At 50.0% G+C, this 21,562-nt stretch carries 14 protein-coding genes; 6 read left to right on the top strand and 8 right to left on the bottom strand.

What is annotated here, in order from left to right; translation table 11 throughout:
* Window positions 1-43: 43 nt before the first annotated feature.
* On the top strand, window positions 44-1,378 hold the full coding sequence (locus tag GJR95_RS29675) for a TolC family protein (protein WP_162389307.1): 1,335 nt from the start codon (window positions 44-46) through the stop codon (window positions 1,376-1,378).
* A gap of 134 nt (window positions 1,379-1,512) precedes the next feature.
* A complete protein-coding gene (gene acpP, locus GJR95_RS29670) occupies window positions 1,513-1,752 on the top strand; it encodes an acyl carrier protein (protein ID WP_162389306.1) in 240 nt (79 codons plus the stop codon).
* Window positions 1,753-1,822: 70 nt separating this feature from the next.
* Here acpP and GJR95_RS29665 read toward each other — a convergent pair whose 3' ends face one another.
* From GJR95_RS29665 to GJR95_RS29640, 6 genes are all read right to left on the bottom strand, one after another.
* Window positions 1,823-2,533, bottom strand: coding sequence for a 2-phosphosulfolactate phosphatase (locus GJR95_RS29665; RefSeq protein ID WP_162389305.1), 711 nt, complete (start codon window positions 2,531-2,533; stop codon window positions 1,823-1,825).
* Window positions 2,534-2,628: 95 nt separating this feature from the next.
* Window positions 2,629-3,720, bottom strand: coding sequence for a glycine cleavage system aminomethyltransferase GcvT (gene gcvT, locus GJR95_RS29660; RefSeq protein ID WP_162389304.1), 1,092 nt, complete (start codon window positions 3,718-3,720; stop codon window positions 2,629-2,631).
* Between the two features lie 150 nt (window positions 3,721-3,870).
* Entirely contained in the window at window positions 3,871-7,368 is a 3,498-nt protein-coding gene (locus GJR95_RS29655; protein WP_162389303.1) for a lamin tail domain-containing protein, read from the bottom strand.
* Between the two features lie 169 nt (window positions 7,369-7,537).
* Window positions 7,538-8,998: an energy transducer TonB gene (locus GJR95_RS29650; protein WP_162389302.1), complete on the bottom strand. Its 1,461-nt coding sequence runs from the start codon at window positions 8,996-8,998 to the stop codon at window positions 7,538-7,540.
* A 74-nt stretch (window positions 8,999-9,072) separates the two neighbouring features.
* Entirely contained in the window at window positions 9,073-9,729 is a 657-nt protein-coding gene (locus GJR95_RS29645) for a deoxyribose-phosphate aldolase (RefSeq protein ID WP_162389301.1), read from the bottom strand.
* Between the two features lie 94 nt (window positions 9,730-9,823).
* A complete protein-coding gene (locus GJR95_RS29640) occupies window positions 9,824-11,701 on the bottom strand; it encodes a pseudouridine synthase (RefSeq protein WP_162389300.1) in 1,878 nt (625 codons plus the stop codon).
* Window positions 11,702-12,007: 306 nt separating this feature from the next.
* Between GJR95_RS29640 and GJR95_RS29635 the strand changes: the two genes are divergently transcribed.
* Together GJR95_RS29635 and GJR95_RS29630 are read left to right on the top strand one after the other, a co-directional pair.
* Window positions 12,008-13,978: an acetoacetate--CoA ligase gene (locus tag GJR95_RS29635; RefSeq protein ID WP_162389299.1), complete on the top strand. Its 1,971-nt coding sequence runs from the start codon at window positions 12,008-12,010 to the stop codon at window positions 13,976-13,978.
* A 238-nt stretch (window positions 13,979-14,216) separates the two neighbouring features.
* Window positions 14,217-14,744 carry a DUF2911 domain-containing protein gene (locus GJR95_RS29630; RefSeq protein ID WP_162389298.1) on the top strand — a complete coding sequence of 176 codons (528 nt, stop codon included), beginning with the start codon at window positions 14,217-14,219 and terminating at the stop codon, window positions 14,742-14,744.
* An 8-nt stretch (window positions 14,745-14,752) separates the two neighbouring features.
* Here GJR95_RS29630 and GJR95_RS29625 read toward each other — a convergent pair whose 3' ends face one another.
* Window positions 14,753-15,697, bottom strand: coding sequence for an alpha/beta hydrolase (locus GJR95_RS29625; protein WP_162389297.1), 945 nt, complete (start codon window positions 15,695-15,697; stop codon window positions 14,753-14,755).
* 124 nt (window positions 15,698-15,821) lie between these two features.
* Here GJR95_RS29625 and GJR95_RS29620 point away from each other — a divergent pair, with 124 nt between their 5' ends.
* Entirely contained in the window at window positions 15,822-19,094 is a 3,273-nt protein-coding gene (locus GJR95_RS29620; protein WP_162389296.1) for a glycoside hydrolase family 2 TIM barrel-domain containing protein, read from the top strand.
* Window positions 19,095-19,303: 209 nt separating this feature from the next.
* Window positions 19,304-20,455, top strand: a complete 1,152-nt coding sequence (locus GJR95_RS29615; RefSeq protein ID WP_162389295.1) for a sigma-54-dependent transcriptional regulator — start codon at window positions 19,304-19,306, stop codon at window positions 20,453-20,455.
* A gap of 33 nt (window positions 20,456-20,488) precedes the next feature.
* On the opposite strand, the gene GJR95_RS29610 is transcribed toward GJR95_RS29615, so the two are convergent.
* Window positions 20,489-21,547, bottom strand: a complete 1,059-nt coding sequence (locus GJR95_RS29610) for a LuxE/PaaK family acyltransferase (protein ID WP_162389294.1) — start codon at window positions 21,545-21,547, stop codon at window positions 20,489-20,491.
* Between the last annotated feature and the right edge of the window lie 15 nt (window positions 21,548-21,562).

The following is a 21,562-nucleotide window of genomic DNA, read 5'->3' as shown; positions in this document are numbered from 1 at the left end:
TCACCGTCATTGTGTGGTAACTGACTACCGAAAACACTTACCAATGAAATCGCAACTAGTAACTATACTCGCCTTTTGCGCAATCGGTGTTGCGCAGGCTCAGAACCAGACAGGGACGATAACCGCCCCCGAGGATCTGAAAGCGTTGGTGCAGCAGGCAAATACAAACTACCCAACGCTGAAACAGCAGCAACAGCAAATACAGGCGGGTGAAGTACGGGTCGATATTGCCCGGACGTCGATGCGTCCCAGCGTGAATCTAAACGGTAACTATACCTACATAACGCCGGTGCCGCAGTTTGCTATTCCGCTCAATGGGCAGGAAGTCGTAGCCAAATTGGCTCCCAATAACAGCATCAACACCAACGTATCGATTGGGCAAACAATTTATGATTTTGGGCGTACAGATGCTTCCGTTCGGCAGGCAGCCGACAATGTGCAGATACTGCGCCGGAATTACGAGCTAACGCAGCAATCGCTGGCCTACCAGGTGGCGGCTGCCTATTATGGTGTTGGTTTTCTGCAACGTAGCCTGATTGTTCAGGATTCGGTGATCAGGACGGCCAGTGCGAATGTACGGCTGCTGTCGAACCGGCTCCAGAACGGCGATGCGCTCGAATACGACGTGTTGACGGAGGCTGTACGAGTGAAAGTGGCGCAGAACCGGAAAATTGAAATTCAGAATCAGCTGGAAAAACAATTGGCCACCCTGACCTACCTGACCGGAAATCCTCAGCCTGAAACGAATCGGGCTATCGAACAATTTCAGTTGGGTGTTCAGTCGGTACCTGTATCGCTGTTTGACCTGAACGGCCAGTTCCAAACAGCCTCGGTTGGTAACAAAACCGTTCTGCTGGCTCAGGATCAGGTAAAAGCGGCCGAAACGGACGTGTTAGTCAACAATCGCTCGGGACAACCCAGTATAACGTTCAATGGTACGGCCGGCTTTAAGAATGGCTATCCACTTGAGGTTGAGCAACTTCGGGGTAACACGACGGCGGGGATCAATTTTGTCGCTCCTATTTATTCCGGGAAACGGTATAAACTCCAGAATCAGGCTGCGCAGTTGAATCTGAATGCAAGTCGTTACGCGGTTGAAACGGCTAATGCTCAACTTCGGCAGAGTATCGCCCTATTGAACGCCGACATTCGCAGTAATCAGACCCGCCTGGCCAACCTCGAAACGCAGGTTTTGCAGGCACACAAAGCCCTCGATATTGCCAATGCCCGACTGCGTAATGGTGTTATTACCAATGTTGAACTACAAAGCGCTGAAACAGGAGTAGAAGAAGCTGAACTAGGTCGATTGACTTTTCAATATCAACTATTGCTCAATCAACTGGAGTTAAAACGACTGTTGGGGGAACCATTGTTTTAGGCAACGAATTGTTCTAACAGTGCAACGAATGGTCCTCATTTAGGATCATTTGTTAAAATGTGATTAGTAAAACAACAAAGACTATTAACGGGCCGTTACTAGCGAATGGCAACGAACCTCATCGCAGATCTATTATGAAAGAGCGTGTTACAGAGATATTGAAAAACTTTGGCGTTGCAGAAACCGCCGTTACGAACGAGGTACACTTTGTTCGCGATCTTGGACTTGACAGTCTCGACACTGTCGATTTGATTATGCAGTTGGAACAGGAGTTTGGTATCCGGATTCCCGATGAAGACTACGCGAAACTAACCACCATGCAGAACGTTTTAGACTACCTGCAGCATGAACAGCGTGTGTCAGTAACGGCATAATCAATAGCAATCCATTGGCCATGCATCATTTTTAAAGAAGCGCATAGCCAATGGATTGTTAATTGCGTTTTTATACCTCCATACTAACCAGTGCATTGCCCCGCAAAACCGGAACGACATCGTAAAGATCGTGTTGTAAACAATAGGTAATGTCTTTCTGAATCCCCAGCCGCTGCAATCTGCGGATATGGGAAGAGTTCGATAAGTAACTGGGCAAGTTATCTTTTCCCTGGCCATAGAGCCGCCACGCCATAATCACACTATCTTCGGCCATTGCATAGCTTTCCTTCAATCGGTCGATCAGGGCACCGGCAAACAGCGTATCCTCCATATTGACGCGTCCTTTCCAACCCGCACACAGGACCATTACGTCATAAGGTTCGGTTTTCAGATAGCGCGCAATCGCATCCAGATTCAGGAATGAACCGACGAGTACTTTCACCGCTCCCCGCGAGCGCGTAATGGCCAGCGTGCCGTTTGTGGTCGTCATGGCTACGTCAGCGCCACGAATTTGTTCGTCCATGTAGGTAAACGGCGAATTGTCTAATTCAAAACCTTCTACCTTACGGGCATTGCGCTCGGCTGCCGCCAGAAAACCGCGTTCCTGCCATTGCCGACATTCGTCGACCGTTGCTACCGGTATAATGCTCTTGACACCGTAGGCAAAAGCGGTTACCATACATGAAGTCGCCCGGAATACATCGGCAACCACCACAATCGTATTTTCTATCGTGTGGAGATGTAATAAATCAGGAGTTAAGCAAACGTCAATTTGTTTCATTTTGGTTGGATGTGGTGTCGGGTTCTCAAACCCGACACGTATAGGATAGAAATGTCGGTTTTTAGAAACCGACACCACATCAATCCCGATTCAGATTATTTTTTTACGAAAGGAGGTTTCACGACCTGGGCCTTTAAAAGCCGATCGCGGACTTTAACAAAAATTTCAGTGCCGGCCTTGCTGAATGCAGTTTGAACGTAGCCCAAACCAACGCCCTTGCTGAGCGTGGGCGATTGTGTTCCGGAGGTCACCTCGCCGATGTGGTTGCCATCAGCGTCGGTCAGTTCGTAGTGGCCACGAGGAATACCCCGGTCAATCATCTCGAAGCCAACCAGTTTTTGACTGACACCCTGTTCTTTCTGCTGTTTCAGCAAATTGGCATCAATGAAGTCGTGGGTAAATTTTGTTACCCAGCCAAGGCCCGCTTCAATAGGTGAAGTTTCGTCGGTGATGTCGTTGCCATAGAGATTATAGCCCATTTCGAGCCGGAGCGTATCCCGTGCGCCAAGCCCAATGGGTTTGATGCCGTAGGGCTTTCCGGCTTCCACAATGGCATTCCAGACACCTTCGGCCTGGTGATTGGATACGTAGATTTCGAATCCGCCCGCGCCCGTGTAACCCGTTGCCGATACAATGACATTGGCATAACCGGCAAAGTCGGTTTTTTCGAAGGTATAATAATCCATCGAATCCAGATCTGCACTCGTGAGCGACTGTAATGCCTTGGCCGCCAATGGCCCCTGAACGGCGAACAGACACATATCGTCGGATACGTTGACCATCGTTAAGTCATAGTCAGCGGCATACTGACCGATCCAGTTCCAGTCTTTTTCAATGTTCGACGCATTGACAACGAGCATGTATTCCTGCGAATTAATCCGGTAAACCAGCAGGTCATCGACAATGCCACCCCGGCCGTTGGGCAGGTAACTATACTGAACCTTACCGTCGAAGAGCACACTGGCATCATTGGCCGAAACGCGCTGAATCAAAGCCAGAGCCCCTTCGCCTTTGAGGATGAATTCGCCCATGTGCGAGACGTCGAAAATGCCGACTCCATTCCGAACGGTGTTATGTTCTTCCAGGTCGGAGGAGTAACGAACGGGCATCTCGAAGCCCGCAAACGGCACGATCTTCGCGCCTAACTGCTGATGAATGTGATGGAGAGTAACTTGCTTAAGCGACATTTGCCCAGGGGTTATCCGGCAAATTTACAAATGGATTATTGGTTTTAACGGCTCTTTCTGTAATTCACTGCTATTGAGCCATTGGTCAATTCACGAAACAGCCACAACCTGGGCTGGCTGTGGCTGTTGTCAATCTGATAAATTGGTTGTTTACTGTCGTATTATCTTTGCGGTCTGGCTTCTGGCAGGCGTTGTAACCTGCAACAAATAAAGCCCCGAAGTCTGACCCAGGCCAAGTGTTTGCTGCTCAATAGCTCCGGCTCGTTCTACCGTCTGTTCGCTAATCTGATTACCCCGTACATCGCGGATAATCAGGCGAAGAGGCTGGGCTTCAGCTCCGTGTACTTCAACAAGTATGCGTTCGGCACTGGTTGGATTTCCCAGAAGAACAATTTTCAATTCCTGTGCAGATTCGAACGCTGTAACGCCAAGCCGGGCACCATTACAGGGCGCGGGCCGCGTCCAGAAATAGCTTACTTCAGAAGCGGGTTCACCAACATACCGGGCCGTGATGGTGATGCCATTGAGGTCATTAGCCGTGCGGGCTTCGGCGTCGAGTTTAGCCGTAGGGTTCGTAGTCCAGTCCGTGATTCCGATAGCCCGATATTCGACGGTTTTGTTGGGATCACTGCTGAGTTTGCCAAACGTGATGGCTCCACTTATACAGTCATAACTGGCAACCGTAATGGATAGCGCAGGCGTTGACACGGGCTGATCACAGGGAGCAGGCCGTGTCCACAGATAACTCACCTGCGATTGCGGGTCGTTAACGTAACGGGCCAGAATGTTGATGCTGCTCAGGTCGCTGGCCGTGCGGGCTTCGGCATCGAGTTTAGCCTGCGGATTGGTTGTCCAGCCCGTAATGCCAATAGCCATGTACTCAACGGTTTTGTTGGGATCACTGCTGAGTTTACCGAACGTAATGGCTCCACTTATACAGTCATAACTGACGACCGTAATCGACAAGGCTGTTGTGGAAATAGGTTGCGTGCAGGGCGCGGGACGGGACCAAAGATAGGTTACCTCAGAAGCGGGTTCGCCAACGTAGCGGGCCGTGATGTTGATGCTATTGAGGTCGCTGGCCGTGCGGGCTTCGGCATCGAGTTTAGCCGTAGGGTTCGTAGTCCAATCCGTAATTCCGATAGCCCGATATTCGAGGGTTTTATTGGGGTCGCCAGTGAGTTTACCAAAAGCAATCGCGCCAGTGAAGCAATCGTAACTAACGACCGTAATAGCCAAAGGTTGCGTACTGGATGCACCCAAAGGCACGAGCTCGCTCCGGAATTTTTTGAAATTATTCTGAGACAGATCTTTCGCAATGGTACCATCATTGTAATAAATGGCATCGCCATTATCGACCAGCAATTGAATCTGACTGGCTTCGGTCAGCGGGTTCGGCACGTCGAGGATCGATTCAAAACTGCCGTTAGCATTGAGGGCCGAGAGATCAGTGTTGCTTAGTACGGGAGCATCAGCTGGGTTACCTGTCCAGGTATACAATCGAAAATCGTTCGGAGCCGGACCTTCGTTCCCCGCTGCGCCTGCAATAATGATGTACTGGTTATTGGCATTTTTTCGAATTTCCCGGATACCGCGTCCTCCCAGATCCATTTCGATAGGTGCGCCAAAGGTAGCCGACCCCACAGTTCCACCGCCCGATACGGCAATCAGATTCGTGAAGTTGGTAACTGGAACGATAAGGGCTTTTGTTCGGGAGGCTGGCAGGATCTGAGGAGCACGGAATGCCAGATAGGCGGTGCTATTATCGGGAGCCATTTCGACCCCTTCGATATTATAGCCAGCAGACTGCTTCGAATCGACGGCACTGTTGGCACTGGCTACCAGCCCGTAGTAATTAGCGCCTTTACCGTGACCATTCGTCGCATCCCAGTTCAGAATATCATCTTTCAGGAAATCATAGCGTCCTGCATACGTAAGTGTACTTGCGCTTCCTGATCCGCTAAGATCCGTGGCGAAAACCCGGTTACGGTTTGGACGAAAACCACCCCCATCGGCATTACTTTCTGAACCGACCCAATAAATTCGATTACCCACTCGGGTCGAAGCCTCAAGATCGACCTCACGCGGGGTACTGCCTGATAGGTCGGTCAGACCTAATTGAGCCGTAAAGTCAAAACCAGTTGAGGGTAATCCAGATTTCGTCCGATCATATAGCCGTAACACCTGATTTTCGTCGTCGGCTACCAGCATCGTATTGGCATCCAGCACCATCGCCGTTGAGGCATCGCTGGTGCCCGTATGGAAACGGGTCGAGCCAGGGTTTACAGAGCTCGCCGAAGCGGCATAATTAATGCTATACGTCGCTGTGTTGCTGCCATCACTGACTAGAACGGAAATTGTCGCAAATCCGACGGCTATCGGGGTTATTTTTAGATTACGGCTGGCCCCCGAACCCGTAAGATTAAGATTTGCATTGGCAACCACACTCGTCGTATTGCTACTGGCTGTAACCGTCAGGTTGCCGACTGGCGTATCGGTATCACCGATGGTAAAATCAATACCGAGCGTGTTGGCCGGATCGGTTGGGTCATTGATTACCCCGCTTACATAGCCTGGGCTGGCCGCCGGCAGATTAAGTAAGGTAGAGGCCGTCGACTCCTGGATGGTTGGCGGGGCCGTTGCCGATACGTCATTGTCGGTGATGGTTGCCGACACACTATTTGTTGCAATGCCATTGTAAGCCAGATCGCTGCTGATGGTGTTATGCGTTACGGTGCCAGAGTGTACTCCTTCAACAACGGCATCATCGACGGCTGTAACAGTTACGGTTTGTGCTGTATTCCAGTTGGCGGTTGTGAACGTCAGCGATGTGGGATTGGTGCTAAGCTGGCTATTGGGTGAAATTGCGATTGTAACGGAAGCCGTTGGCTGGTTATTCAAAACGATACTATACGTATCGGTTGCACCACCTTCTGCTACAACCGTTGTTCCGCCGGATTCAACAACTTTTACCCGAGGCAGCGGAATTAAATAACCACCGGGATTGCCGAGATTCCCTGTAGTAGACAAATAGGAATTTTGAGCATCATTGGCAGTCGAAAGTTTCCACGTACTGATTGTGTTAGAACCAAGATTTACCCGCTCAGCCCAGCCACTTGTGTTTTGGGTACGGATAGTAGGGGGCATACTTTGATCATTGTACGTCAGTCGGTCAACAAGTGTGTTGCTGGCATCATAAATGTTTATTTCATCACTACGGCCCAGATTTTGACTATTGCCACCTGCCACTTTTACGGTACTCGGCAGATACCAGGTTGTCCGAAAAACGGCGGGTGTAACCTCGGTTATAATGGCCGATTCATTGGGTTGAAGAATACCTAAACTGCTTAAGCTGAACGAACCTGGCTGACGGCTGCTATCGTCAAAGCTCCAGCCGGTCAGGTCAATGGCGGCATCGCCGACGTTCGTGATCTCTATATATTCGCCGGGGGCGCCGTCGTACATGTATTCGGTGATGCGTATCTGGCCGCCCGCAACTTTGCCTGTACTGTTTAAAGCAGGTGCAAAGTGATGAAGCCTTGTCGGGCTATTGTCAGTTATTAAAACAGGAATGCCAGCTTTCACAGGCAGCGCCGATGCGAGCCATAACAAAGTGATTGCCAGAGATTGCAGGGAAAAATGATGCATAAATCGGATCGTGCGGGGTTAGTGCAAGCCCGAAATTATAGTCTATTCAGCAACTGGATAACTGCTGGTCGATTTGATAATAGAACGTTAATAGTTCGTTAACATTCAGGGAATAGTAATTTTAGGTAATGGGTTGATTTTTTGACGATTATGGGTTTGCGCTACATTCTTACCGGAAGGAAAAATTGATTGGCAGACTATATTTTACCCGGACTTTCTGACCACGCTGTACACCCGGTTTCCAGCGGCCATTCATCTTCTGAACGATCCGTAACGCTTCCTTGTCCAACTCCGGATCGACGCTTTTGATGACCTCGTAGTCACAGAGCGCTCCGTCTTCGCAAACCACAAAACTGAGAAGCACTCTACCTTGTCTACCAGCGCGTTGCGCTTCAACCGGATAATGTAGATTTTCCGACAGGAATTGTCCTAAACCAGCCATACCACCCACAAATTCTGGCGGGCTTCCGAACTCAGTATAGCGAAGGGTGTCACCCCCGGCAACCTGGGCCTTTCCTTGCTGACAGTTGCCTTTGTCGTACTGTTCCTCATAAAAATACGATCCATCAGCATAGCGTCCTGTCCAGACACCCTGCTTTAATCCGTTTTCATAGAGCCCCTGTTCAATAAAGGTTGTCTGACGGGCTGTATCAGCGCGAGATCGTGTTGTCTCGCTGTAAATGGCTCGGCCATTTCCTTCTTTGACAAGCTGCTGACCCGTATGATCCCAATAGGCGGAAACGGAATTTGGGGCTTGTTTGGTTGGAGGCTTCGGTTTACTCTCGAACCGGATCTCCCGGACCTGCCCAGTTGTATACCAGGATGTGACTGTATAGCCATCCTCACGTTCGGCTCTTTTTTCTGCTACCAATCCATTTGGGTGATACTTCAGGCCGACATTTGTTAGGAGGCCGTTCTTGTAAAAAGACTGGTTGATGATAGAACCTGAATCGCTCAGTGTGACTACTTCACCTTCCCACAATTTGTCGCTATTCTGATAACCGATCGTGATGGTTGACTGGCTCGATGCACCTTTTCGATTAATTGCCTGACGAACAAAGGGTAAGCGATATTCTTCTTTCCAGTCCGAACCTTTGGCTTTATAAATAATAATGTCGCCATTCGCGAAGCCGTTGGTGTCTACTGGTGCAATTTGCTTGTAACGCACCTGGGCGTTGCTATCGGCAATAGGCTTTTTGTCTGCATCAAAATAACTTACTCTCGCACCGTTGCTGTATGTATAGGGAACATTGGGCTTAAACGTAACCGGAATCATAACCTGCTGCCGAACCGCCTTGCCATTCTTTTTGGCGGGCTTCCAGGCCTTGAATAGAGAAAAAACACGAGTAGCCTCCCGGTCAAGGTCGGGACGTAGACTATTCATGGGCTTTACATCAGACACACGCCCATCTGGTTCGACAATGGCGTTAAAAACAATCCGCCCGCCAATACCTTTAGCTTCAGCGGCTACTGGTTTGCGCAGATTCGTTTGTAGAAAAGTATTCAGGAAGGGCATGCCACCATGTGGTTCGGCTGCACTATCGACTTCAAAAGCCTGATAGGGAGTTTGTTGGGCGAAAACACCTATGTGCAGGAGAATAAAGCCGGAAAGAAGTAATAAGCCTCTCATATAATAGGTTGACGGATATAGGAGACACTAAAGTATACTAAAACGTAATATGCATCAATAAATCTTATGATAATTTATGCTAATGGCTGTCCAAGGGAAAGCCGGTCTACCCCAACCGAGATAAGTTGTTCCATCTCTTCCTGGGTTGCCCCATCGACAACAATCTTAACGCCTATGGACTTCGGAACGAGTTGGCGAAACGCCAGAGCTGCTTCCTGCGAAAACCCGGTCTGGCGTGACCCGGTCTGGCGTGACCCGGTTGCATTTTTGATGAAGTCGGCCCCGGTATTGGCAGCCAGTTTAATCATGGCCTGAAGCTGTGCCTGATCGAGTAATGATGATTCGAGAATAACCGTAAAAAACTTCTCCTGCGCATGAGCCAGCGCAACCAGCTTTGCCAGTTCAATTTTCAGCCAGACGGAGCTGGGCGAGAAGAGTGCCGATGTATTGAGTACGACCTCAATTTCACTGGCTCCGTCGCGTAAAGCCCATTCCAGTTCGGTTTGTTTGGCCTCCGTACGCTGGTATCCGAAGGGGTAGCCAATAACCGTTGAGAGAATAGCCGGATGATTATCACCAAGTTCGCGCCGGAATTTCTTCACCCAGAACGGAGCCACTGTCAGCCCGGCAAAGCCGAGTTGTGTGACGTCATCGAGCGCTTCATATTGCTCATTGATGGTTACGTCCGGATGCAGCAAGGTCCGCTCAATGTAGGGGAAGAGGTGATTCATGTAAAATTAAAGAGCGAAAGCGGAAATGAGTGAACGAGCGGAAATAGACGTGTGTCATCAATTCGCTCTTTCACTCATTCACGCTTTCGCTCTTTTAGTTATTAAAATACTTGAGTTTCACCACTTCTTTAGGGTCAAGGAAGCGCCATTTACCGCGTGGCAGCTCTTTTTTAGTCAGACCAGCGTAGGTGGTTCGGTCGAGTTTCGTTACTTCATAGCCGAGGTGCTCAAAAATCCGACGTACGATGCGGTTACGGCCCGAGTGGATTTCGATTCCAATAACCTGAGCATCAGGCGTTACAATGCTCAATGCGTCCGGCTTGATAGGCCCGTCTTCCAGAGTAAGACCTTTCTGGATCTCCTCGAAATGTTCGTTCGTTATCGGTTTATTGATCTCGACCTGATAGATTTTACGGACATTGTTAGACGGGTGAGTCAATTTGTCGGCCAGTTCGCCATCGTTGGTCAGTAGCAATAACCCCGTTGTGTTGCGGTCCAGGCGACCAACCGGATACATCCGGAAATTACCTGCGTCGGCAACCAGTTCCATAACGGTTTTGCGTTCTTCCGGATCTTCGGTGGTGGTGATATAGTCCTTCGGCTTATTCAGCAGGACATACACAAAACGTTCGGGATTCAGTGTTTTGGTGCCATACTTCACGGTATCGCCCTCTTTTACTTTGAAGCCCATTTCGGTTACGACCTTACCATTAACCGAAATGTCGCCCCGTGCAATGAGCTCATCGGCTTCCCGACGCGAACACACACCCGAGTTGGCAATATATCGGTTCAAACGGGTCAGGCCCGATTCTGCATTCCTGGCGTCATCGGCAGTGCGTTTTGGCCGGTCGTTATCATCCCGTTGCCGGGGATTACGGGGTTGGTCATACCGTTCCTGGCGAATGCGATCCAGGTTATAGTCTGGTGCTTTGGTGTAACGACCCGTACGACGGTCGCCCGATTCTTTACGCTGCTCACCGGAGAAGCGCGGTGCTTCGCCCTTGGTGTCGCGCTGGTCGTCACGATTGGTACGATTCCGCTCATCGGCTTCCCGATTGAAGCCGCCAACGCGCTTGAAAGCAGGCTTCTCCGACCCCGAGCTTCGTGGCCCAGCCTTGCGCTCACGCGGGAAACGGGAATCTTTATCTGTATTTCGATCATTGCCGCGCGAATCCGGGCGGTCGTTCCGGTCGCGGTTAAAACGAGGTTTATCGTCGCGATTCGTATCCCGGTTGAAACGTGGTCGTTCGTCGTTGCGATCGCGGTTAAAGCCGCCTGGGCGTTCATCACCGGAGCGGTTGTTGGCATTGAAACGTGGGCGATCACCTTCCGACCGGCCTGGCTCACTGCCAAATCGGTTATTGCTGCGATCAGAGCGTGGCCGCTCATCATTTCCACCGCGATCATTAAACCGGCGCTCGCCACCAAACCGGTTATTGCTACGCTCAAAACCTGGTTTATCGTCGCGATTAAACCGTGGACGTTCGTCGCTGCGGTTCGAGCGTGATTCATCAGAACGATCCTGACTACGACCGCGTGGTGCGTCGTTCCGATCGCGGTTAAAACGAGGTTTATCGTCGCGGTTGGTATCCCGATTAAAGCGCGGTCGTTCGTCGTTGCGATCGCGGTTAAAGCCGCCTGGGCGTTCATCCCGGTCGGTGCGTGGTCGCCTGTCGCCGAAGCTGTCCGGGCGTTTATCATCACGACTTCCCCGGCTCACATTCGGGCGGTCGTTGCTGGTTCGGTTAAAGCGGGGTTTATCGTCGCGGTTTGTATCTCGGGAGAAACGCGGTTTGTCGCCATCGGGGCGGTCGTTACTGCGGTTAAACCGTGGTCGGTCGTTGTTACCGCGAGACTCGTTGTTGCGGTTGGACGGGCCAGATGCCCGATTGAAACGTGGGCCGTCATCCCGACGACCCGAGGAACGAGGCTCACCATCACGGCGGTCGTTCTGATCTGAATCCTGATTCATGGAAAAATACAGTAAATCGTACTGTTATACGGAATTGAAGTGCTGATTATCAGCTCATTTGCTGAAGCGTAGTTCAAAAGGGACGCAAAGTTAAGGCTTTTCTCGATAACCATACCATGCCCGACTCCAGTCACAACGCATTTTATTAGAAAAACAATCCATTGAAGCGATCAGTCGTTAGTAGGCAGTAGATAGTCTTCAGTAGACAGTGCGCAGTGGTCAGACGGTAGTCAACAATTTCGATCTGACAACTGCGTACTGTCTACTGCATCAGGCTCACTATTTGTCGCAACCCGTAAACTGCTTATGCCAGCACTTACTCCGCTCTATACACCTGCCCGACGTACTTCTGAGCAGTCGCTTCTGAAAAAATACATGGATTGGCTCTTTATCAAAAAAGGCCTTTATTTTCGGGATTATGACGATCTATGGGATTGGTCGGTCACTGATCTGGAGGATTTCTGGGAAAGCATCTGGCAGTTTTTCGATGTGCAAAGCCATTCACCCTATCATCAGGTGGTTCTCGAAGGAAACCCGCGCGACATGATCGGCACTGAGTGGTTTAGAGGAGCGACGCTTAACTATGCCGAGCATATTTTTCGCCATCAGAATACCCAGCGGCCAGCCATTGTATTTGCTACCGAACAACGGCCGAGGCTCATGACCGTGTCGTGGGTAGAGCTGGAACATCAGGTCAATGCGGTTGCTACCTATCTGCGGCAGCAGGGGGTTGGTGTTGGGGATCGGGTGGTGTCGGTGCTGCCGAATATACCCGAAGCTGTAGTCGCTTTTCTGGCTACCAACGCAATCGGTGCTGTTTGGTCGAGTTGTTCGCCCGATTTTGGTACGACCAGCATTGTTGACCGTTTCCAGCAAATTGAGCCGAAAGTATTAATTGCGGTTGATGGCTACACCTACAACGGTAAGCCTGTTGATAAAACGGATGCCATTCGCGAACTACGAATCAACCTGCCAACGCTCCAGCGAGTTGTCTGGATTCCTTACCTTGACAGCGATAGCCGACTCGAACGGGCCGTGCTCTGGGAAGAAGTGCTGGAAACGCCGACGCCGAATGAACTAACATTTGAGTCTGTACCATTTGAGCATCCGATCTGGATACTATATTCGTCGGGCACGACCGGAAAGCCCAAAGCTATTACGCATAGTGTGGGCGGTTGTTTGCTGGAACACCTCAAAGTGCTGGCTCTCCATCAGGACGTTCGTATTGGTGAACGCTATTTCTGGTATTCGACCACTGGCTGGATGATGTGGAACTTTGCGCTTGGCTCAATGCTGGTTGGAGCAACGCTTGTGCTTTACGAAGGCTCGGCTGGCTACCCCGAGCTAAATACGCTATGGAATCTGGCCGATGATGCCCGAATCAATCATTTTGGGGGAGGAGCTGCTTTTTACATGGCTTGCATGAGGGCTGGCCTGAAACCCGCCAATACGGCCAAACTGACCCACCTGCGGACAATTGGCTCTACTGGGTCGCCATTACCGCCGGAGGGATTTCGCTGGATCTATGAAAACATTAAATCAGACGTCTGGCTGATTTCGTTTAGTGGTGGAACGGATGTGTGCAGTGGATTTGTTGGCGGAAATCCGTTACTGCCGGTTTATGAGGGCGAAATTCAATGTCGATTATTAGGTTGTAAGGTCGAAGCATTCGATGAGAATGCCAAACCCGTACGAGGTGAACTGGGAGAGATGGTGATTTTGCAGCCTATGCCATCGATGCCGATCTATTTCTGGAATGATCCTGGTAATGAACGCTACCGCAAAAGCTACTTCGATAGCTATCCGGGTGTCTGGCGGCACGGCGATTACATTCGCATTACCGAGCGAAACGGGGTCATCATATACGGTCGCTCCGATGCGACGCTTAACCGCGATGGTGTGCGTATCGGCACCAGCGAAATTTACAGCGCCGTTGAGAGTTTACCCGAAATTGCTGATAGCCTGGTCGTTGGTTTAGAACAGCCGGGCGGCCGCTATTTTATGCCTTTGTTTGTTGTTCTGCGGGATGGATTTACACTGACCAGCGAGTTGAACTCCCGGATCAAACAGACAATTCGAAGTCAGTTCAGCCCCCGTCATGTACCCGACGCCGTATATGCAATTGACGAAGTACCGTATACGATGAGTGGTAAGAAACTGGAAACGCCCGTTAAGAAGATTCTTGCCGGAGTCGATGCGTCTCTGGTTGCCAGTAAAGATACGTTGCGCAATCCGGCAGCGCTGGATCAGTTCACGAGCTTTACCGTTGGTAAGTGAATGATCGAGGGGCGATGAAGCAGCGTATTCTAACTTTATCTGTTGTATCAAAACGACGATGAATTGCCTTCCGCTACTAGCTGGCATTGACCTTTGAGGTTGTCGAGGGCTTTCCAGTACGTGTATACCGAAGGACATCTATGCATGCAGGATAGGTATGGCAGTAACAAATAGTGGAATGTGAGTTACAAATTTTTGTATCTTGCAGTCTACCAGCTCACAAGCCCTCCATTATTCCATGAAACGTGTTTTAGTTATCCTGGCCATTATTGCGGCCATCCTGCTCGTCGGTTTCTTTGCCTTACGTAGCTGGACGAAATCCAGTAGTCCCGAAACCATAGCCCAGTTCGATCAGGATGGCCTTAGCGTAAAGGTCGATTACTGTCAGCCCTACAAGAAAGGTCGCCCGATTTTTGGCGGACTAGTGCCCTATGGTAAGGTATGGCGAACGGGTGCCAATGAAGCTACCGTTATTGAGTTTGGGCAGAATGTAAACGTAGCAGGCAAAGCATTAAGCGCCGGGCACTATTCACTCTGGACGATTCCTACTCAAAATGGCTGGACTGCCATTTTTAATCGGGAAGTTGGTCAGTGGGGAACCAACTATAACGAGGCTGAAGATGTGCTGAGAGTACCCGTAACGGCACAAAAGCATAGCCCCATGACCGAGCAGTTTACGATCAACTTTGTGCCACAGGTGGGCGGAGCCGATATGTTGCTGATCTGGGATGAAACAGAGGCTATCGTGCCAATTCGCAAACAATAGATAATAGCTTACTGATGAAAACTGGCACCAATGAACTTCAGGGCATCGGGTAGGCCAGAACGCCAGTAAGACCACGTATGGGCGCCGTCTCGGGCGCGATATTCGTGCGGAATCTTGCGTTCAAGCAAAGCGAGGTGTAGCATGGCATTGCCAACTGTCAGGGCGTCGTCGTCGCCACAGTCGATATACCAGCGTACTTTTGTCAGGTCACCTTCCGGTGCTGATTTCGCCAGGTTGATTGGACTATTGCGCTTCCAGGTCACGGTCAGCCGTTCTTCCCCTTTGACGAGACCGCTGAATACGGGTGCAAAAACTGTGTTATACCGATCGTCTGGAATGCTCACAAAGCTCTCATCGGTGCGTATGCCTGCACTCAGGGCAGCACAGGAACTAAATAATTCGGGGTGATGCATCGATAAGGTTAGTGAGCCAAAGCCACCCATCGAGAGACCCGAAATGGCTCGGTATTCCCGTTGAGTGCGCGTCCGAAACATCGTATCAATGTGCGGGATCAGCTCCTGCACAAACATATCCTCGTAACGAATTTTGTTCTGGTAATCATTGACATAAAAAGTAGCGCCCCCGTCGGGCATAACAATAATCATTGGGGGTAATTCGCCTGATCGAATACCCGAGTCGGCAATGCGGTCAGCTTCGCCAAATTGTACCCAGCCTGTTTCATCATCGCCGTAACCATGCAACAGGTAAACGACCGGATAACGTCGGTTCGATGTATAATAGTCGGGCGGCAGATAGATTGAAAACTTGACTCCTCTATTCAGTATCGAACTGTTGAGCACCATGCCTTCCAGCAGACGAGCTTGCGGAGCGGACACAACCGGAACCGGTCCGTTGGATTGAGGAGTTGTTAGCTGGGTGCGTCGGCGTGATTGGGCTGATGCAAGAATTGGAAGAACAACGAGCAAACAAAAAAGTAAACGGCGACAATTCATGGGTTTCAGGTAGTATGGCGGTTAAATTTATAAGAAATTTATCCGGTCTCAGAAATAGAGGTGTTATTACCCCGTTTTTCTTGAGCAAAGCTCCTTCCTCTTTAACGAACTAACTATGTTGAGTATGCGCAAATGCTTACTACTCTCTTTATTTTTTAACTCTTTTTTAGCTACCCTCTGTTGGGCACAGGCATTGCCTGATTGGGAAGACCCGCAGGTGATTAGTCGAAATACAGAAAAACCCCATGCCACACTCATTCCATTTGCAACGGAACAGCAAGCCCTGACATCGACCGACTGGCGCACGTCGCCCTATGTCAAATTGCTCAATGGTTCCTGGAAATTCCGCTGGCTGAAACATCCTGACCAAATACCTGCTGATTTTTATCAGCCCACCATCGATGATAAAATCTGGGACGATCTGCCGGTTCCTTCTAACTGGCAGGTCGTGGGTGCCCGCGAAGGAAGACCCTATGATCGACCTATTTTTACGAATATTAAACATCCGTTTCCGGCTACGCCCCCGCGTATTACATCCGATACGAATGCGGTAGGGCTCTATCGGGTACGTTTTACAGTTCCGGCCAATTTTCAGGGTCGTAACATCTTTCTGCACTTTGCTGGTGTTCAATCGACATGTCGGGTGTTTCTGAATGGCCAGCCAGTTGGTTACCATGAAGATAGCATGACGCCTGCCGAGTTTCTTGTCACGGATAAGCTTAAAGCCGGTGAAAATCTGCTGGCGGTAGAAGTCATTAACTGGTCGGACGGAAGTTATCTTGAGGATCAGGATTTCTGGCGGATCTCCGGGATTTTTCGTGATGTGTTTCTGTATGCACCGCCCGAAACGTACCTGCGTGATCTTTATGCCACAACTGATCTGGACGAGCAATACCGCGACGCTACCCTGAAAATAACGGCAAATGTCCGAACGCTTTCTGCCGCACAAGTACCATACCGACTTCGGGCTACCCTGTACGACTCGAAACGAGCGGTTATTTTTTCGGAGACGATCAGTTCCGAAACGGCTACCAATACCGGGCAGGAGTCTCTTTTTCGATTAGCGAAAGAAATAAAGAATCCCGCTTTCTGGAGTGCCGAATCGCCAACATTATATACGCTGACCGTGCAACTCATTGGGTCTGATGGTCAGCCATCAGAAGCCATTAGCCAACGCATTGGGTTTCGGGAAATGACGTTAACAGAGGGTCAACTGCTGGTAAATGGCAAACCTGTTACCTACAAGGGCGTTAACCGACACGAATTTGACCCCAACACGGGGCGGGTTATCAGCCGCGAGTCGATGATTCAGGATATCAAACTGATGAAGCAATACAATATCAACGCCGTACGCACCTCGCATTATCCGAATGTAACGGACTGGTATGATCTCTGCGACGAATATGGCCTTTATGTTATTGATGAAGCCAATATTGAAAGCCACGATTTATGGTCGAAAGGGCAATCGCCAGCGACCAAACCCGAATGGCGCGATGCCTTTGTTGCGAGGGGCCGAGCGATGGTTGAGCGCGATAAGAACCATCCGTCTATTGTTATCTGGTCGCTGGGTAACGAAACAGACATGGGACAGAACTTTCGGGATATGGCTGATATCATCCGGTTGATCGATCCTACACGACCCATTCATTACGAGGGCCGTCGACCGTATACAGGAACCTCACTGACAAATTTTGACATTATTTCGACCATGTATCCGTCCGTCGACGATCTGGTGAAGCTGATGGAGAAAGACCCCGCCCGTCCGGTTATCGTCTGTGAATACGCCCATTCGATGGGCAACAGTGTGGGTAATCTGAAAGACTACTGGGCTGCTATCGACAAGTATCCGCGTATGCAGGGAGCATTTATCTGGGACTGGGTTGATCAGGGATTGCGGCTAAAAAACAAAGCAGGAAAGGAATTCACGGATCATATTAATTACATCGATGGTGCTAACGCTGGCGACGGTCTGGTCAATCCTGATCGAATACCACAGCCGGAAATCAACGAGGTCAAGCTGGTTTATCAATACGTGAAACTGGCCACCCCAACTCCGTTGTCGGCCGGGCAAATTCGAACAGACGGATCGGTAAAGCTAAACGTTCGGAATACCTACGATTTTCAATCGCTTGAACCGTTCCGGCTGGAGTGGGAGTTGATCCGTAATGGTGACGTTATTCAGCGGGGTGGCGAAAATAATTTAGTGGCTAAACCCGGCCAAACGCAGGTTCTAACCCTGCCGGTCCGTATCAGCGAAGTGGTTGATCTTCGGCAAATTACCGGTAATGCCCGCGCCGTTCAAGCGGATGGTGCTTCCCTGTCAAACGAATATTTTCTAAATGTGCGTATTCTTCTGAAACAGGCAACAAGCTGGGCCCCAGTCAGTCATGAAGTTGCATCGGCTCAGTTTCCAATCAAAACGGATGCGGTAACACCAGTCGTTATGAGTATCAACCGCATTCCGGCAGTCAAAGTAACGCCATCTGCTACGACTGTAACGATTCGCGGAAAAGATTTTGCGGTTGTATTTGATAAAACCAGGGGTACGCTGAACCAGTGGATTTTTAGAGGCAAAAGCCTGCTTACCCAAGGTCTTCAGCCAAGCCTTTGGCGAGTGCCAACCGATAACGATGAAGGGGGCGGCAACCAATCGTTTGCGGCCCGCTGGCGTCAGGCTGGTTTAGATACGGTTAAAGCCCGGCCCGTCGATTTTAAGGTAGAAACGCGCCCGCAAATGGTGCGGGTTAGCTGCACAAATGAACTTGTCGGTACTGGCGGTAGTATGCTCCAGCAGACAGATTATGTCGTATATGGAACGGGTGATGTACAGGTTACCACAACCTACTCGCCATCAGGGACGCTTCCACCACTAGCTCGGATAGGTATGCAGTTTCAGCTACCGGTAACGGTCAATAACCTGAAATGGTACGGTCGTGGCCCATTTGAGAGTTATGCCGATCGAAAAGATGCTGCTAAGGTTGGACTGTACGAAAGCAAAGTGGCCGATCAGTTTTTTCCGTACACAATGGCGCAGGAAAATGGCAACAAAACCGATGTTCGATGGGCCGAACTCACGGATGGTATGGGTATTGGACTACTGATCATGGGCGATGTGAGCACTAACACCGTACTGACTATCAATGCCCGCGATTATACTGATGCCGCTTTACTGAAAGCTAAACAGCCCGATAATCAGGAAGTCGAACGGGGCACGGCAACCGTTGTCAACGTTGATATGGCGCAAATGGGGCTAGGGGGTGATGATAGCTGGTCACCACGCGTTCATTCGGAGTATCAATTATTGGGGACAAAATCGTATTCGTATTCATTTCGGATGCGGCCCGTCGATGCCCGAACGAATATTGCCGAGGTAGTAAGTTTGCCTCTGCCACGGTAAATAATGCACCTCTGTTGCTTTTTAGGATACCTAAAATTGGACAAGCGTGACGTTGTAACAGATACGGGGGAAATAGCAGCCAGCTATCCTATCCGTATTCGTTGTAACCCTGTGTTAAGAATCCTTTATTAGTTACGTTTGCACTTGTAGACGCAAAATTACTATTTTCGTCCCAGTGCTTCGGCACGCCAAAACCTATACCCACGCGCATGGCCAAATTGATTATCGTAGATGACGAGAAGAGCATTCGGGCAGCTCTACGCGATATTTTAGAGTATGAAGGTTACGAGGTGGACGAAGCCAAAGACGGCGAAGAAGGGTTGGACATGATCATGCGCACGAGCTACGACGTAGCGCTGTGTGATATCCGGATGCCCAAAATGGACGGCCTGGAATTGTTACAGAAAGCAAACGAAGCCAGCAAGGGTACTCAGTTCGTGATGATTTCGGCCTACGGCAATGTCGAAAACGCGGTTGAAGCCACAAAGCGCGGAGCCTTTGATTTCATCACCAAACCACCCGATCTGAACCGCCTGCTCATCACTGTCCGGAATGCCATCGAACGGGCCAAGCTCGTGCAGGAAACAAAGACGCTGAAGAAACGAATCTATAAGCTCAATGAGATTGTGGGTGAATCTGCCCCCATTCAGAAAGTAAAAGAAACCATCAATCGGGTGGCGGCAACGGAAGCCCGCGTTCTTATAACCGGAGCCAACGGTTCAGGTAAAGAGATGGTAGCCAAGCAGATTCATGAGAAAGGCAGTCGGTCAAATCAGTCGCTTATTGAAGTTAACTGTGCGGCTATTCCCGGCGAACTGATTGAAAGTGAATTGTTTGGTCACGAAAAAGGGGCGTTCACTGGCGCCAGTTCCCGTCGTGTCGGTAAATTCGAGCAGGCCGACAGTGGAACATTATTTCTGGATGAGATTGGCGATATGAGCCTTTCCGCACAGGCGAAAGTGCTCCGGGCCTTGCAGGAAAACAAGATCACCCGCGTTGGGGGCGATAAAGAAATCAAAGTTAATGTCAGGGTCATTGCGGCTACCAATAAAGATCTTCGGCAGGAAATTGTGAATGGTAATTTCCGGGAAGACTTATTCCACCGCCTGAGCGTGATCGTTATTCATGTTCCGCCCCTGGCCGAACGTCGTACCGATATTCCGCTGCTGACCGATAAGTTTTTACATGATATTGCCACCGAATATGGCTCTACGGTTAAAGAACTGACTCCTGATGCCATGACTTACCTCCAGTCGCTGCCCTGGACGGGTAACGTTCGCGAACTGCGCAACGTGGTTGAGCGGCTGGTTATCATGTGTGGCGAAGAAATTACGCTGGATGATGTGAAAGCATATGCATAAAGCTGAACCACATCGGCCGCCCGCCGATGTGGTTCAGATAACCATCAGATTACAGCCCCGTACATCGGAATTGTCGAACCGGCCGATGACACGGAAACTCCCTTCGTTGTCGTCATACTGCCCTAAATCCTGCGTTTCAATGAACGAACAGGAGTCCAGATTCGCTAAATCGACGACGTTGATGCCGCCCGTGCGTTTATAATCATCGGGGTATATCAAAAATGGGTCATTGATGTCGCGCAAAAACACACGTAGGGTAGGGCTGGGCTGAAACAGGCCATTCCCGTTGGAATAAGCCTGAGAAAGCAATTCGGTCATACCATATTCAGAGTGAACAGTTTGAATGCCTAACGCCTTAATCAGGATCTGGTGAACCTCTTCGCGTAATAACTCCTGGCGACGACCTTTCATGCCGCCCGTTTCCATGACGATCAGGTTCGGGTTTTGCCCCAGAAATGATAAATCCTGCCCCGACTCGGCCCAATCCAGCAAACCAAACGTAACGCCAATAAGCAGAATTTTTTTCTGATCAGGTTCTTGAGTAAGTTGCCGGAGCTGTTCGGTCAATTCATGGTGGTTGTGGAGAAAAAAACCAGATTTATCCGAACCTGTCTGGGCCATAAATCGCTGAACCATATACACCAGCGACGAGTTATTTCGTTCAAGATACGATGGCAGTAAAGCTACAATGTGGAAGTTGCCCAGAGAACCGTACGTTTGCTCAAAAATACGGGTACTAATGGCGTCATAAAGGTCCGGATCGGATACAAAATGGCGACTGGTCTGTTCTCCGGTTGTTCCACTACTGGCAAAAGTTAGCGTGTCTGGCTGCGGCTGAAAACCAGTCAGAATGTTATGGTTTTTGAAGAAACTGATTGGCATGAAAGGCACCCGGCTTAAGTCTGTAACCTGTTCAGGTTTACTAGCAAGGTGCTGTAGATAATCCCGGTAAATGGGATTGTGAGTGGCCTGATACCGGAAAACGGATAAGGCAAGCTGCTCGAACAGACCCTGGTCCGACGGGCGGGAATGTATAGACAGAATTTGCTGGCGGAGTGATTGCCGAAATGAGGCTATCTCGGTCGAAAGCATTGATGAAAGAAACAA

The sequence above is a fragment of the Spirosoma endbachense genome (genome assembly GCF_010233585.1).
GTDB lineage: Bacteria > Bacteroidota > Bacteroidia > Cytophagales > Spirosomataceae > Spirosoma > Spirosoma endbachense.
The sequence above is the reverse complement of the archived record's forward strand: the minus strand, read 5'-3'. Positions and strand labels throughout refer to the sequence as shown.

Excerpts from the sequence above, each read along its gene's own strand:
- GJR95_RS29675 (WP_162389307.1), top strand. The coding sequence starts at position 44 with ATGAAATCGCAACTAGTAACTATACTCGCCTTTTGCGCAATCGGTGTT.
- acpP (WP_162389306.1), top strand. The coding sequence starts at position 1,513 with ATGAAAGAGCGTGTTACAGAGATATTGAAAAACTTTGGCGTTGCAGAA.
- GJR95_RS29665 (WP_162389305.1), bottom strand. The coding sequence starts at position 2,533 with ATGAAACAAATTGACGTTTGCTTAACTCCTGATTTATTACATCTCCAC.
- gcvT (WP_162389304.1), bottom strand. The coding sequence starts at position 3,720 with ATGTCGCTTAAGCAAGTTACTCTCCATCACATTCATCAGCAGTTAGGC.
- GJR95_RS29655 (WP_162389303.1), bottom strand. The coding sequence starts at position 7,368 with ATGCATCATTTTTCCCTGCAATCTCTGGCAATCACTTTGTTATGGCTC.
- GJR95_RS29650 (WP_162389302.1), bottom strand. The coding sequence starts at position 8,998 with ATGAGAGGCTTATTACTTCTTTCCGGCTTTATTCTCCTGCACATAGGT.
- GJR95_RS29645 (WP_162389301.1), bottom strand. The coding sequence starts at position 9,729 with ATGAATCACCTCTTCCCCTACATTGAGCGGACCTTGCTGCATCCGGAC.
- GJR95_RS29640 (WP_162389300.1), bottom strand. The coding sequence starts at position 11,701 with ATGAATCAGGATTCAGATCAGAACGACCGCCGTGATGGTGAGCCTCGT.
- GJR95_RS29635 (WP_162389299.1), top strand. The coding sequence starts at position 12,008 with ATGCCAGCACTTACTCCGCTCTATACACCTGCCCGACGTACTTCTGAG.
- GJR95_RS29630 (WP_162389298.1), top strand. The coding sequence starts at position 14,217 with ATGAAACGTGTTTTAGTTATCCTGGCCATTATTGCGGCCATCCTGCTC.
- GJR95_RS29625 (WP_162389297.1), bottom strand. The coding sequence starts at position 15,697 with ATGAATTGTCGCCGTTTACTTTTTTGTTTGCTCGTTGTTCTTCCAATT.
- GJR95_RS29620 (WP_162389296.1), top strand. The coding sequence starts at position 15,822 with ATGCGCAAATGCTTACTACTCTCTTTATTTTTTAACTCTTTTTTAGCT.
- GJR95_RS29615 (WP_162389295.1), top strand. The coding sequence starts at position 19,304 with ATGGCCAAATTGATTATCGTAGATGACGAGAAGAGCATTCGGGCAGCT.
- GJR95_RS29610 (WP_162389294.1), bottom strand. The coding sequence starts at position 21,547 with ATGCTTTCGACCGAGATAGCCTCATTTCGGCAATCACTCCGCCAGCAA.